The organism is uncultured Tepidimonas sp. (assembly GCF_938045175.1).
Classification (GTDB): Bacteria; Pseudomonadota; Gammaproteobacteria; order Burkholderiales; family Burkholderiaceae_C; genus Tepidimonas.
Genome location: NZ_CALIND010000161.1, coordinates 1 through 13,601 on the forward strand (window position 1 = coordinate 1; position 13,601 = coordinate 13,601).

The following is a 13,601-nucleotide window of genomic DNA, read 5'->3' on the forward strand; positions in this document are numbered from 1 at the left end:
TGGGATACACATTGACGAACAACCCCAAGGCGTAGATCGCGATGCCGTAGAGTTCCGCGGCAAACAGTAGCACCGCCGCGACCCACGACAGCGGATCGTGAAAACCCAGTGTTTCCGTGGTGCGCCAAACGAGGTAGCGCGCTGTCACCCAGGCGGCAAGGCAGAGTACCACCAACCGCGCCAACGGCTTGTGCCGCGCCCACGGCTGCATGCAGGCGACCAAAACCACAACGCCCCACGCCAAAACCGCCTGAGTCGCCACGGGGACCGGGATCCATGCCAAGAACACCCAGACGAAGGCAAGTAAGACCCACGCCCAACCCCACGCGCGCCACGGCTCACGCGCCCACGGGTGGAACCCTTGTAATTTCATGGATCTCTTTGCGCTTCGGTGCTGGAACGATCGTTGACGTTTGGAAGACGACGATAGATTATCGGCCAGAAGCCCGACTTCTTTATGTCGACATCGCGGAAACATCCGGTGGCAGACCTCGGCCACCCCTTCAGACTCAATCCCCCAACAGCAACGCCGGCTCGTCGCTGCCGACCACCTGTTGCGCCCAGGCGCGCAGCTTGCGCGTGTCGCTACGCAGCACTTGTTGCTTGACGGCCAGGATTTGCGTCGGGTGCATGGAAAAGCTGCGCAGGCCCAGTCCGAGCAGCAAGCGGGTCAGGGTGACGTCACCGGCCATTTCGCCGCAGACGCTGACCGGTTTGCCCGCCTCGCGGCAGGCGGCGATGGTGTCGGCCACCAAGCGCAGCACCGCCGGGTGCAGCGGGTCGTACAGGTGCGCGACCGACTCATCCACACGGTCGATGGCCAGCGCGTACTGGATCAGGTCGTTGGTGCCGATGGACAAAAAGTCGAAGTGGCGCACGAACAGCCGCACCGCCAGCGCGGCGGCGGGCACTTCGATCATGGCGCCCACGCGCACCGGGCCGTAGACGGCGCCACGGCGGTCGAGCTGCTCGCGCGCCTTGGTCAGCATGGCGTGTACCTGGCGGATTTCGCTCAGGTGCGCCAGCATCGGGATGAGCACGTTGACCTTGCCGTGCGCGGCCGCGCGCAGGATGGCGCGCAGCTGGGTCAGAAACATCGCCGGCTCGGCCAGGCTCCAGCGGATGGCGCGCAACCCCAGCGCGGGGTTGAGGTGCTCGTCGCGCCGGTGGTGGTCCAGCGGCTTGTCCGCACCCACGTCCACGGTGCGGATGGTCACCGGCAGGCCGTGCATGCCCTCCACCGCGCGGCGATAGGCGTCGTACTGTTCCTCTTCGTCGGGCAGCTTGCCGCCGCGCCCCATGAACAGAAATTCGGTGCGAAAGAGGCCTACGCCGACCGCGCCGACCGACAACGCGGGCAAGGTGTCTTCGGGCTGCTCGATGTTGGCCAGCAGCTCGATGCGCTCGCCGTCCAGCGTCACGGCGGGGGTGTTTTTGATGCGCGCGAGCCGCTCACGCTCGATCACGCCCTGGCGCTGGCGGTAGCCGTACTCGGCCAGCACCATCGGCGTGGGGTTGACGATGAGCACGCCCGCATCGCCATCGACGATGACCCAGTCGTCTTGGCAAATGAGCTGGCTGGCGTGGCGCGCCCCCACCACGGCCGGGATGTCCAGGCTGCGCGCGACGATGGCGGTGTGGCTGGTCTTGCCACCGACGTCGGTGACGAAGCCGGCAAAGACGCTTTGCTTGAACTGCAGCATGTCCGCCGGCGACAGGTCGTGCGCCACCAGCACCAGGGGGTCGCCCTCCACCCCCGGGGTCGCGGCCGCCACCGGCGAGGCCACGCCGCGCATGGCGCGCAGCATGCGCTCGACGAGCTGCTCCAGATCCGCCTTGCGCTCGCGCAGGTAAGGATCGGCCATCTCGTCGAACTGCTTGGCCACCAGCTCCAGCTGCGCTGTCAGCGCCCACTCGGCGTTGTAGTGGCGCTCGGTCACCCAGTGCTTGACGCCTTCGTGCAGGTGCTCGTCCTGCAGCAGCATCAGGTGCACCTCCAGCAGCGCGGCCAGCTCGGTATGGGTCTCCATCGCTTCGGCCTGCGCCAGCCCTTGCTGCAAGCGACGAATCTCGTCCATCACCGCGTCACGCGCACCGCGCAAGCGGATCAGCTCGGCCTCCACTTGTTCGGGCGCGATGAAGTAGTGCGCCACGTCGATGCGGCTGGACGCCACCAGCACCGCACGCCCGATGGCCACCCCGCGCGAGACGGCCTGCCCGTGCAGCGTGAACGTCATTCCCCCTCCCCAAATTTGTCGTCGATGAGCGCCACGATGGCGTCCATGGCCGCCTGCTCGTCCGGGCCGTCGGTTTCGATCTCGACCGTACTGCCCAACCCGGCCGCCAGCATCATCACGCCCATGATGCTCTTGGCGTTGACGCGCCGTCCGTTGCGGCTGAGCCAGACCTCGCACGCAAACGAGCTGGCGAGCTTGGTCAGCTTGGCCGAGGCGCGGGCGTGCAGGCCGAGCTTATTGCTGATGGTCGCGGTGCGCTGGATCATGGGCAGGTCGGCGGGATTGGTTCTGGGGTGCGGTGGGCGACAGCGGCATCACGCCTTGCGTGCCCCCCAGCGTGGCGCGCGCCACCAGGGTATCGATGGGCTCGTGGCGGTAGGTCACGGCCCGCAGCAGCATCGGCAGATTCACGCCCGTGACCAGCCGCGTGTGCACGCCGTCGATGAGCTGGGCGGCGACGTTGCAGGGGGTGGCACCGAAGACGTCGGTCAACACCAGCGTATCGTCGGCCCCCTGCAGGGCGATCAGGTGCCGGGCTTGGGCCAGCGTCACCTCGGGCGGCTGGTGCGGCGGCACGTCCAGCGCGCTGACCGCCAGCGCTGCATCCGGAAAGACGTGCAACACACACTGCCGCAGGGCAGACGCCAGCGGTTCGTGGGCGATGACGAGGATGCCGTTCACAACCCGTGATTATGGGCGGGTTCAGCGCAGCGCGACGCCGCCGAAAAACAGCGCGTGCGCCTCGGGCGGCAGGCTCGGGCCATAGAGCGCCATTTGCACCAGCCAGCGGCCGTTGCTGGCCCAGTGCAGCTCGGCCGCCACTGGCTGGCCATCCGGCCCTTGGCCGCTGCCGCGCCAGCAGCGCGACCAGGCGGCATCGCGCAGCGCACACGGCACGGCCTGCCAGCCCGCGGGCGCCGGCGCCGCGCCGGCATCGACGCGCAGCGTGGCCCAGCTGGCGCGCTGCCAGGTCTCGATCCAATCCATGGGCGGGGTCGAGGCCGCCGCCGCGCCCGCTGCTGAGGCATCGGGCAGCCGCACCGCCGCCACCGCGAAGGTCCGCCCCGCTGCCTGGCAACTGAGCATGTGCAGCGCCACGGGCGGCTGCTGCGGGCCGCGCAGCGGCACCTCGCGCGTGGCCCGTTCCGGCTTGCACGGCAGCGTTGCCTCCACCGGCGCCGCCTCGAAGCGCGCGGTGCGCCAGTCCAGCGCCGGGCTGCAGCCGGCGACGAACACGAAACCCATGGCCGCCCACACGACGGCGGCAGACGGCCTATCATGGCACCATTGCATACTCCGCATCCTACCCCAGAGGGCTACGCGCATGTCCACCCGCACCGATGACCAGTTGCCCGTCCCTGCATCGCTGCCCGACGCGGCGCGCGCCGCCGCCGCCCGTGGCGAGCCCTTGGTGGTCATGGTCACGCTCAAAGGTTGCGCGTTCTGCGACGTGGTGCGCCGCAGCCACCTGCTGCCCATGCTGCGCCGCGGAGAAGTCGCCGCAGTGCAGGTGGACATGCTGGACCGGCAAACGCCCATCGTCGGCTTCGACCAGCGCCCCACCACGGGCCAGGCGCTGGCGCGGCAATGGCGCATCGGCGTGGCGCCCACCTTGCTGTTCGTGGACGCCCAAGGGCGGGAACTGGCCGAACGCATGGAGGGCATGGGGCTGGCGGACTTTTACGGGCCTTACTTGGACGAGCGCTTACGCCAGGCGCGCCAGCGATTGGCGCCGCGCTAGTTCGGCACCCCGCGGGGAGCGGCTCAAACCCCCCCGTCTTCGCCCAACACCGCCGCGCACACGCGCGCCCGCCCGGCGCGCTTGGCCTCGTAGAGCTGCGCATCGGCCAAGCCCAGCAGGGTGGCGGCCTGCCAGCCTGGCTGCGCCGGACCGCGGCGCGTGGCCACACCCAGGCTGATGGTCAGCACGCCGCCTTCCGTCCCAAGCCGGTGCGGGATGGCCATGAGCCGCACGGCGTCCAGCAGTTGCCCGGCGAGCCGCACCGCATCGTCGGCGTCGGTGTCGGGCAGCAGGCAGACGAACTCTTCGCCCCCATAGCGCGCCACCAGATCGGTGCCGCGGCGCACCGATTCGCGCAGGCAGGCCGCCACCCGGCGCAGCGCCTCGTCACCCGCTTGGTGGCCGACGTGGTCGTTGTAGGCCTTGAAGTGGTCCACGTCCGCCAAAATCAGGCTCAGCGGCGTACCGTGGCGTTGCGCGCGCGCCCATTCCACGGCCAACCGCTCGTCGAACTGGCGCCGGTTGGCCACCCCCGTCAAGCCATCGACGAAGGCGAGGGAGCGTAGCAGGTCGGACTGAAATTTGAGCGTCAGGTGGGTGCGCACGCGCGCGCGCACGACGCTGGCGTTGATGGGCTTGGTGATGAAGTCGACCGCTCCCTCCTCCAAGCAGCGGGTCTCGATGTCTTCGCCAGTGTGCGCGGTGACGAACATCACCGGCATGTCGCGCGTCAGCGGATCGGCCCGCATGGCCTGCAAAACGGCAAAACCATCCATGTCTTCCATGACGATGTCGAGCAGCATCAGGTCGGGCTGCTGTTCGCGCGCCACCTTCAGGGCTTGGGCACCGCTGGTGGCCATGAAGAGCTGGTAGTCACCGCCGAGCGCGCGGTGCAGCACCTGCAGGTGCACGCGCTGGTCGTCCACCAGCAGCACGCGCGGCTTGCGCACGGGCCAAGCGGTCGTGATGGCGTCAGGTGGCATCGGACTCTCCTGGTGCGCTGGCGAGCAGCGCCTGTGCCGCGGCAGCTGCGGCCTCGAAATCCATGGCCTCCATCGCCTGATGCAGCGGCGCCCAACGCGCATCCTGCGCCACGGCGGGGTCGGCCAGCAGCTGGTCGTGCAGGTCTAGCGCTTCCATGTCGCTGGCCTGCAGCAGCGTGTACAGGCGCTGCAGCGACTCGCGCCAGCGCGCGGGATCGGCGTCGGCCCCGGCGCTCGTGGCCTCGGCCCCAGACTCGGGCGGCACCAGGCCGCGCGCAACCAGCTCGGCCAGCACGCGCGGCAGCGCCTCGGCCGTGGCCTGCAGCGCCTGCGCGAGCGCCGGCCACCAGTCCGGGACCGCCGCTGGCACGGCCCCGGCCCCATCGGCCAGTGCCGCCTTGACGGCGCGCTCGGCCTGGGCGGCCACGTCCGCCAGCGGCTGCGCGCCGATGGTGGCCGCCGTGCCCTTGAGCGTGTGCAGGGCCGCGGCCAGGGCACCGTCGGGGGGCTGACTCAGGCGGGTCTGCAGGTCCGCCTGCGTGTGCGGCAGCCCTTGCAGGAAGCTACGCGCGATGCGCTGGTACAGGCGCGGATCGCCCCCTAGGCGCTCCAGCGCCGCCGGGACGTCCACCCAATCGGCGTCGGGCCAGGGCGCGTGCACGGCCGCGGCGTCGGTTGCTCCGGCGGCGGACGGCGTCTCCGGGGGGGCAGCGTCTTCGTCAGCCCCGTCCAGCGACGCGCGCACCGCGTGCGGCGCCCACCGCAGCAACACCTGCACCAGTTGATCGATGGCAAAGGGCTTGCCCACGTGGTCGTTCATGCCCGCAGCCAGGCACGCCTCGCGGTCGCTGGCCATGGCGTTGGCGGTCATGGCCACGATGGGCAAGTCGGTCAAGCCGAGTTGGTGCCGGATGGCTTGGGTCGCCTGCAGCCCGTCCATGACGGGCATTTGCATGTCCATCAGCACCACGTCCCAACCGTCGGGGCGCGCACGCAGCTGGTCCAGCGCCGCCTGTCCGTGGTCGGCCACCGATACCCGCGCGCCTTCGCGTTGCAACAGCTCGCGCGCCACTTGCTGGTTGATCGGGTTGTCCTCCACCAGCAGGATGCGCATGCCCGCCAGCCGCCGGGTGCCTTGGATGGGGACCTGCTGGGGCGCGGGCCCCGCCTGCTGGGCGCGCGCCATGCGCACCGCCTCCAGCAACATCGACGCCGTGACCGGTTTGACCAAGAAGCCGTCGAGCGCGGCCTGCCGCTGCGCCGGCACCTGCGCCAGCACGTCGCGGCCGCTGGCGGTGACCATCACCACCGCCGAGCGCTGCGCCGGCGGCAGGGTCGTGCGCAACCGCTCGGCCAGGGTCAGGCCGTCCATGCCGGGCAGCGACCAGTCGACGAAGATCGCGTCGTACGGCGCGTCGGCGGCGCGCACGCGCTGCAGCGCGGCCTCGGCATCGGCCACCGCGTCGCACTGCCAGCCGAGCTGCTGCACCGTGTGGCACAGCAGCTCGCGCGCCAGCGGGTGGTCATCCACCACCAGGCAGCGCAGCGACTGCAGCTCGGGCGGCACGCCTTCCGCAGCCAGCGCCGCGGGCACCTCGCGCGCCACCCCTAACTCGACCTCGAAGGCAAACGTGCTGCCCTGCCCGGGCGTGCTGTCGACGGTGATGTCGCCCCCCATCATCTGCACCAGCCGGCGGCTGATGGCCAGCCCCAGCCCGGTGCCGCCAAAGCGCCGCGTGGTGGAACTTTCGGCCTGCGTGAAGGCGGAAAACAACCGCGCCTGTGCCTCGGGCGCGATGCCGATGCCGGTGTCGATGACGGCGATGCGCAGCCGCACGCGCTGCGATCCGTCGGGATCGGTGTGCCGCTGCAGCAGCCGTGCCCGTACGGTGACGCTGCCCGCGGCGGTGAATTTGATGGCGTTGCCGGCCAGATTGATGAGCACCTGCTGCAGGCGCATCGCGTCGCCCACCAGCACGCGCGGGATGGCGGGGTCCAGGTCGAACAGCAGCTCCAGCCGTTTGCCCTTGAGGCTGGCGGCCATGATGGTGGCCACGTCGCGCCACAGCCGGTCGATGGCGAACGGCTCGGGGTCGAGCTCGAGTTTGCCGGCCTCGATCTTGGAAAAGTCCAGAATGTCGTTGAGGATACCCAACAGCGACTTGGCGGCGGACTCGGCCTTTTCCGCATAGTCGCGCTGGCGCGCGTCCAGCGCCGTGCCCAGCAGCAGCTGCAGCATACCCAGCACCGCGTTCATCGGCGTGCGGATTTCGTGGCTCATGTTGGCCACGAACTGGCTCTTGGCCTGGCTGGCCTCCTCGGCTGCGCGGCGGGCGTTTTCCAGCTCGGTGACGTCGTAGCGCAGCCCGACGTGTAGCCCGGCCGGCGTGATGCGCTCCACGATGCGCAGCGCTCGCCCGTCCTCGAGCCGCACCACACGGTCGGTGGTGCCGGTGCGAAACTCGGCCAGTCGCCGCGCGAGCCATGCCTCGGCGTCCAGGCCGCCCAGGTCGATGCCACCACGCTGAACCCCGGTGCGAATGAAGGTCTCGAACGGCACGCCGGGCTGGAGGATGTCGGCCAGCGCCGCGTGCATGTAGTAGAAGCGCTCATTGGCCCACAGCAGGTGCTCGTCCATGTCGAACACGCACAGGGCGGCGCCCGCCGCGTCGAGCGCGCTCTCGAGCAACTGACGCGCCGACTCGGCCTCGCTGCGTGCACGCTCCAATTCGGTGATGTCGATGCGAAAACCGACGATATACCCTTCCGGCGTGCGCCGCTCGACGATGCGGATGACGCGCCCGCTGGCCAGGCGCTGCACCAGGCTGGATACCCCGCTGCGGTGCTGCGCCAGCCGCTCGGCCACCCACTCCTCGACGCGCCCGACCGCCGCCGGGTACTCGCCGCGCTCGGCCCCGTAGCGGATGATTTCCTCGAACGTGCGTCCCGGCTCCATCAGAGGCGCCGCGATGGGGTAGATCTGGCGGTAGGTCTCGTTGCAGTAGACGAGGCGATCGTCCGGGTCGTAGAGCACGAAGCCCTCGTCGATGGTGTCGATGGCGCTGCGCAGCAGCCGCTCGGCGCGCTGTGCGTGCTCCTCGGCGGCCTTGACGTCGCTGATGTCCAGGTTGGCCCCATAGAGCGCGCGGGCGCGTCCGCTGGCATCGCGCTCGAACGCCTCGGCACGCGTGCGCACCCACACCCAGCGGCCGTCGCGGTGGCGCATGCGCAGCGTGGCCTCGAACGCCTCGCTCATGCCCTCGACATAGGCCTGCAGCGCCAGCTGCACGCCGGGCAGATCGTCGGGGTGCACGCGCTCGGCCCAGGTGGCCATGCCGATGAACGGGGGACCGCCTGGCTCACCCAGTATCGCCCACCAACGCGCATCGACCTCGACGTCGCCCGTGTCCGGATCCAGCACCCAGGTGCCCGCACCCGTGGCGCGCACCAGGTTGTCCAGCCGCTGCTGCGCCGCGCGCCGTTGCGCCTCGGCCTCCTTGCGCGCGGTGATGTCGAAGCAGATCGACAAATAGCGCTCGATCTGCCCCTCCGCGTCGAACAGCGGCGCGACGATGCTGTCGACCCAATAAAGCCGCCCATCCTTGGCGCGGTTGCAGATTTCGCCGCGCCAGGCACGGCCGCTGGCGATCGTCGTCCAGAAATCGTGCCAGAACGCCGCGTCGTGGTGGCCCGAGTTGATGATGCGGTGCGGCGCGCCGATGAGCTCGTCGCGCGTGTAACCGCTGATGGCGCAAAAGGCCTCGTTGGCGTCGACGATGGTGCCGTCCGGCGCCGCTTGGCTGACGATGGCGTGTTCGCGCACGGTGTCCATCAGCGTCTGGGCCTCTTGCAGCGCCACGCGCAGGCGCTCCTCGCTGCGCACCCGTTCGGTGATGTCGATCTCCACCGCCATGAAGCCGGTGCAGGTGCCCGTCTCGTCGCGCAGGGGCACCAGCTCGACGTTGATCCAGTATTCGCGCCCATCCTTGGCGCGGTTGAGGATGTCGACCTCGCACGGCTCGGCGCGCTGCACCGCCTCGCGCAAGCGGGCCACGGCGGCCGGGTCGGTACGCTCGCACTGCAGCAGCTTACCCGGTACCTGGCCGCGCAGCTCGTCCAGCGTGTAGCCGGTCAATGCCTCGCACGCCGCGTTGACCCAGGTCACGCGCCCCGCGCGGTCGGTGAAGATGATCGCATTGTGGGTGTAGCGCGCCACCAGCGACAGGCGCTGCACGTCGCTGCGCAGCGCCTCCAGACGTTCGTGCTCGGCACGGCGCAGGCGAAAGGCGGCCAGCGTCGCCCAGCCTGCCAGCAGGCCGATGGGCAGCGCCCCAACGGCAATGACCGCCGCGGCCACCGGCCACCATTGCCGCTCCAACGCCGGGGTGCTGCGCACGCCCAGCACGTATTCGCGCTGGCCGACGGTAAGGGTGCGCTGCACCGCGGCGTCGGCAGCACCTTGCCAATACGCGCGATCACTCAGCAGCGCCTCGGGCCCATGACCGTCGGAATCGTGCAACGCCACGCCGCGGCGGCCATCGTCAGGTGGTACGGGCTGGCCTGGTGCGGCCACAGCCAGGGTTGGCGACGCCTTGGGATCCACCCAGTGCCAGTCGTATTTGGGGTTGAGCAGGCCCGCGTCGCGAACCAGCTCGGCCGCCGGCACACCGGTGACGATGAAGCCGCGCAACTGCCGCCAGCGCTCGGGCACACTGGCAGGAGTCCACCCGCCCTCATAGACTGGCATCACCAGCAACAGGCCGTACTCGAGCCGCTCGGTATTGGCCAATCGCACCGGCGCCGTCACGGCCCAGTCGCCCGTGACGACCGCACGCTGCATGGCCTCCCAGCGCACGGGGTCGCTCGCGATATCCAGTCCGATCAAACGCTCCTGCCCCGAGGGCTCGATGCAGTCGATGATGAAGCGGTCGCGCTCGGGGTCGGCGTCGGGCCGCAAACGCCGGTATTGCACGTCCACCGGCAATCCCCGCGTGCGCGCCTCGGCCAGCCAGTCGTCCACGGCCGCGGGTGCCACGCGGCGCGCGAAGGCCAGACCACTGGCGGCCGGATACCGCTCGGGCAACTCCAGCGGCCCCACGAACTCGCGCGCGTCGCGCCAACCGGCGCCCGGATTGGCGTGCAACCAGGCACGCGTGGCCAGCAGGAGGGCGCCATAGCGTTCGAAGGCACTGTCCAGCCGCCGCTCGGCCAAGTCCATCTCGTGTTGCAGCTGTTGCTGCAGATCGTCTTGCGCGCGCTGGTACAGCCATGTGGAGATGGCCGCGGCCAGCACCCACACCAGCAACACGGCCAGTGCCGCCATCCAGGCAGCACCGCGCTGCACCGGCTGCCCCGTCATCGGCGGCGGCGCGTTGGGGTGCGATCGGCTCTCCATCGTCAACAGCTCCTGCTCAACGCGGCGGGTTCGCAACCTCGGGTCACGGCACCACGCGCGCCAGCTCGGCCGCGAGCCGCTCGGCGTCGAGCGGCTTGGCCACGTAGCCATCCGCCCCCGCATCGAGCAGGCGACGGCGGTCCTCGGGCAGGTCGTAGGCCGTGACCATGATGACCGGGGTGTGGCGCCGGCCGGCGCGCTCCAGCGCGCGCAGCTCGGCCAGCGCCTCCAGCCCGCCCATGTCGGGCATGGTCACATCGAGCAACATGACGTCGAAGGCCTGCGTCTGCAGGGCCTGCAACGCCTGCCGGCCACCGTTGACCAACACGCCACTGTGGCCCATGTCACGCAGCAAGCGCGCGGCGATGCGCAGGTTGAGGGGGTTGTCGTCGGCGACCAAAACGCGCAAGGGTCGGGCCATGGGTGCTTTATAACGAGAATGCCGTGTGTGCACCCTATTGTGAGGCCAAAATCGACGCTGTCGAACTTTTACCGCCGCGGCACGCTCCCATACCCGCAGGGGCAGGCGCTCGCCGACACCGCGCTTGCCGTGGTCTCATCCCCAGGCCCCGCCCCTGATACCGACGCTGACGAACGAAGGAATGACACCGATGACTCCCCGATGGCGACCCTGGCTGCTGACCGCCCCCGTATGGCTGGCGGTGGGCGGCTCCCTGAGCTTGGGCGGCTGCGGCGCCGCCGAACGCGCGCCGCAGTCCACCTTCCGACTGCTCGACGGCAGCACGCTGACGAGCGCCGACCTGGCCGGGCGCGTGTTGCTGGTCAACTTCTGGGCCACGACATGCGTGAGCTGCGTCAAGGAGATGCCACAACTGGTCGAGCTGCACCGGCGCTACCACGCGCGCGGCTTCGAGACGGTGGCGGTGGCGATGAGCTATGACCCGCCGGAGTGGGTGGCCAACTTCACCCGCACGCGGCAACTGCCGTTCAAGGTGGCGCTCGATACCGACGGCAGCCTGGCGCGCGACTGGGGAGAGGTCAAACTGACCCCCACCACTTACATCGTGGACCGGCAGGGCCGCATCGTCAAGCGCTACGTGGGTGAGCCCGACTTCCAGGCGTTGGCTGCTCTGCTTGAAAAGCTGCTGGCCGAGGGGTGACCGCCGCCACCACGCCCGGCACCGCCGGTGCAACCTCGCGCGCAGACGGCGCGACCGAGGCCGTCCGCGCTGGCCCGTGAGGTCACTCCCGATAGGCGTCGTGGCACGCCTTGCAGGTGGCCGCTGCGTCACCGAAGGTCTTTTTGATCGCGTCCAGGTTGCCCGTGCGGGCGGCCGCGTCCAGGTCGGCGACGGCTTTCATCATCTTGTCCGCACCGGCGCGCACCTTGTCCATCTCCATCCAGGCTTCGGGCTTGGTGCGGCTTTTGATCTTTTCGGTGTCCGGCGTGAACCCCTGCCACGGCAACTTGGCCATCGTGGCCACGATGGCGGCGTTTTCCTGCGCGGCTTTGGCGTCGAACGGCACGCGCCCCTGCACCATGGCGCCGATGCGGCTGAAGTGCGCGCCCATCACGTTGAACGCCGACTGGCGGTAACGGACCGCGTCCTCAGGCTTTTGAAACTGCGCGTGCGCCGCACCACTGAGCGCGAGCGCCGCCACGGCCAACAGAAGTCGATGCTGCATGAGAACACCTCCTGGTGTAGAGTTGGGGGGAATCCTCAGTGTATGCGAATGTGCCGAACTCTGCCATGACAACGCCCGCCGAGACTGTACCCGTGCGCGTGTGGGATCTGCCCACGCGACTGTTTCACTGGCTGCTGGTGCTGGCCGTGGTGGGGCTGGTCATCACCGGTAACCTGGGCGGCAACTGGATGACCTGGCACCAGCGCTTGGGCTATGCAGTGCTGGCGCTGTTGATCTTTCGCGTGCTGTGGGGGCTGGTGGGCGGGCGTTGGTCGCGCTTCGTCGCCTTTCTGTATGGCCCAGGGTCGCTGTGGGCCTACCTGCGCGGCCGCGGCGACCCGCTGTGGTCGGTGGGGCATTCGCCGTTGGGGGCGCTGTCGGTCTTTGCATTGTTGACGGTGCTCGCGGTGCAAGTGGGCACCGGGCTGATCAGCGACGACGAGATCGCTTTCGTCGGGCCGCTGGCGCGCTTCGTGTCGTCAGAGACGGCGTACGCCGCCACTGCCTACCACAAGCAATGGGGCAAGCTGCTGGTGCTGGGGCTGGTGGTGCTGCACGTGGCCGCCATCGTCGTGTACCGGCTGCGGGGGCAATCCCTGGTGCCGCCCATGATCCACGGCGACAAACCTCTGCCGCCGGGCACCCCCGCCAGCGCCGATGGCTGGCGCGAGCGGCTGCGGGCCCTGGCCGTGGCGGCCGTCAGCGTCGCCGTCACCGTTTGGATCGTTTCGTTGGGCGCTGCCTAGGGTCGCCTGTCCTGCATCGCACGCGCCACCCAGGCACCGCGCTTGGCTCTATCATCGCGGCATGAACGAGGCATCCGACCCGCCGCCGTGTGGTGACGCGGCCGCCGAACCGGACATTCGCTTGTGGGTGGCGCCGCAAGGCCCGGCGCTCGACGCGGTGCGCACGCTATTTTTGGAGTATCAGGACGACATCGGCATCGATTTGGGCTTCCAGGGCTTTGCCGAGGAGCTGGCCACGCTGCCAGGTGTCTACGCGCCGCCGCAGGGCGCACTGGTGTTGGCCACGGTCGATGGCGAGCCGGCCGGCTGCTGCGCGATGCGCCCCCTGCTGGAGAGCGACCACGGCAACGCCTGCGAGATGAAGCGGCTGTTCGTGCGTCGGCCGTTTCGGGGCTTTGGGCTGGGGCGGCAGCTGGCCGAACGGATCGTGCTGTTGGCCGAACAAGCGGGCTACGATTGCATGCTGCTCGACACCTTGAGCGAGATGGAAGCGGCGCGCGCGCTCTACCACGAGCTGGGGTTTGAGGAAATCCCGCCCTACTACCACAACCCGTTGCCGGGCGCGCACTATCTCAAGCTGCGGCTTGGAGCCGACGCGCCTGGGCCAGCAACGTATCGGCGTCGCTGACCGCAAACTCGCCCGGCCCCTCGACGTTGAGCGTGCGGACCACGCCGTCTTGGACCAACATCGAGTACCGGTTGCTGCGCAACCCCAGGCCGCGGGCGGTCAGATCCAGCGTCAGCCCCGTGGCGCGGGCGAACGCCGCGCTGCCGTCGGCCAGCATGCGTATCTTGCCAGCGCACCCTTGGTCCCGGGCCCACGCGCCCATGACGAACACATCGTTGACGCTG

13 protein-coding genes are annotated in these 13,601 nt (G+C 69.7%); 4 read left to right on the forward strand and 9 right to left on the reverse strand.

The window, feature by feature from the left end; genetic code table 11:
• Positions 1-509: 509 nt before the first annotated feature.
• The 4 genes from ptsP to Q0716_RS08355 are packed head-to-tail and all read right to left on the reverse strand — an operon-like array spanning position 510 to position 3,530.
• On the reverse strand, positions 510-2,237 hold the full coding sequence (ptsP, locus tag Q0716_RS08340) for a phosphoenolpyruvate--protein phosphotransferase (RefSeq protein ID WP_299021934.1): 1,728 nt from the start codon (positions 2,235-2,237) through the stop codon (positions 510-512).
• Positions 2,234-2,503, reverse strand: coding sequence for an HPr family phosphocarrier protein (locus Q0716_RS08345; protein ID WP_058615903.1), 270 nt, complete (start codon positions 2,501-2,503; stop codon positions 2,234-2,236). The genes ptsP and Q0716_RS08345 overlap by 4 nt, the downstream gene beginning before the upstream one ends.
• Positions 2,472-2,918: a PTS sugar transporter subunit IIA gene (locus Q0716_RS08350; protein ID WP_058615902.1), complete on the reverse strand. Its 447-nt coding sequence runs from the start codon at positions 2,916-2,918 to the stop codon at positions 2,472-2,474. Before Q0716_RS08350 ends, Q0716_RS08345 begins: the two co-directional genes overlap by 32 nt.
• 21 nt (positions 2,919-2,939) lie before the next feature.
• Positions 2,940-3,530, reverse strand: coding sequence for a hypothetical protein (locus Q0716_RS08355; protein ID WP_299021945.1), 591 nt, complete (start codon positions 3,528-3,530; stop codon positions 2,940-2,942).
• Between the two features lie 31 nt (positions 3,531-3,561).
• On the opposite strand from Q0716_RS08355, the gene Q0716_RS08360 reads away from it, so the two are divergent.
• On the forward strand, positions 3,562-3,978 hold the full coding sequence (locus Q0716_RS08360) for a thioredoxin fold domain-containing protein (protein ID WP_058615900.1): 417 nt from the start codon (positions 3,562-3,564) through the stop codon (positions 3,976-3,978).
• Positions 3,979-4,001: 23 nt separating this feature from the next.
• On the opposite strand, the gene Q0716_RS08365 is transcribed toward Q0716_RS08360, so the two are convergent.
• From Q0716_RS08365 to Q0716_RS08375, 3 genes are read right to left on the reverse strand one after another with little or no spacing between them, the layout of a single operon-like run.
• On the reverse strand, positions 4,002-4,961 hold the full coding sequence (locus Q0716_RS08365; protein WP_299021949.1) for a diguanylate cyclase: 960 nt from the start codon (positions 4,959-4,961) through the stop codon (positions 4,002-4,004).
• The gene (locus Q0716_RS08370) at positions 4,951-10,356 is read right to left on the reverse strand and encodes a PAS domain S-box protein (protein WP_299021950.1); all 5,406 of its coding nucleotides are present in this window, start codon (positions 10,354-10,356) and stop codon (positions 4,951-4,953) included. The genes Q0716_RS08365 and Q0716_RS08370 overlap by 11 nt, the downstream gene beginning before the upstream one ends.
• Before the next feature lie 43 nt (positions 10,357-10,399).
• Positions 10,400-10,777: a response regulator gene (locus Q0716_RS08375; RefSeq protein WP_058615897.1), complete on the reverse strand. Its 378-nt coding sequence runs from the start codon at positions 10,775-10,777 to the stop codon at positions 10,400-10,402.
• A gap of 190 nt (positions 10,778-10,967) precedes the next feature.
• On the opposite strand from Q0716_RS08375, the gene Q0716_RS08380 reads away from it, so the two are divergent.
• Positions 10,968-11,477, forward strand: a complete 510-nt coding sequence (locus Q0716_RS08380; protein ID WP_299021954.1) for a TlpA disulfide reductase family protein — start codon at positions 10,968-10,970, stop codon at positions 11,475-11,477.
• 82 nt (positions 11,478-11,559) lie between these two features.
• Here the strand turns inward: Q0716_RS08380 and Q0716_RS08385 are convergent, their stop codons facing one another.
• The gene (locus Q0716_RS08385) at positions 11,560-12,003 is read right to left on the reverse strand and encodes a cytochrome c (RefSeq protein WP_058615895.1); all 444 of its coding nucleotides are present in this window, start codon (positions 12,001-12,003) and stop codon (positions 11,560-11,562) included.
• 65 nt (positions 12,004-12,068) lie between these two features.
• On the opposite strand from Q0716_RS08385, the gene Q0716_RS08390 reads away from it, so the two are divergent.
• A complete protein-coding gene (locus Q0716_RS08390) occupies positions 12,069-12,749 on the forward strand; it encodes a cytochrome b/b6 domain-containing protein (protein ID WP_058615894.1) in 681 nt (226 codons plus the stop codon).
• A 61-nt stretch (positions 12,750-12,810) separates the two neighbouring features.
• Complete coding sequence (locus Q0716_RS08395) at positions 12,811-13,377, forward strand: GNAT family N-acetyltransferase (RefSeq protein ID WP_299021959.1); 567 nt, start codon at positions 12,811-12,813, stop codon at positions 13,375-13,377.
• Here Q0716_RS08395 and Q0716_RS08400 read toward each other — a convergent pair.
• A partial coding sequence (locus tag Q0716_RS08400; RefSeq protein ID WP_299021961.1) for a redoxin family protein occupies positions 13,322-13,601 on the reverse strand: 280 nt, incomplete at its 5' end. The genes Q0716_RS08395 and Q0716_RS08400 overlap by 56 nt on opposite strands.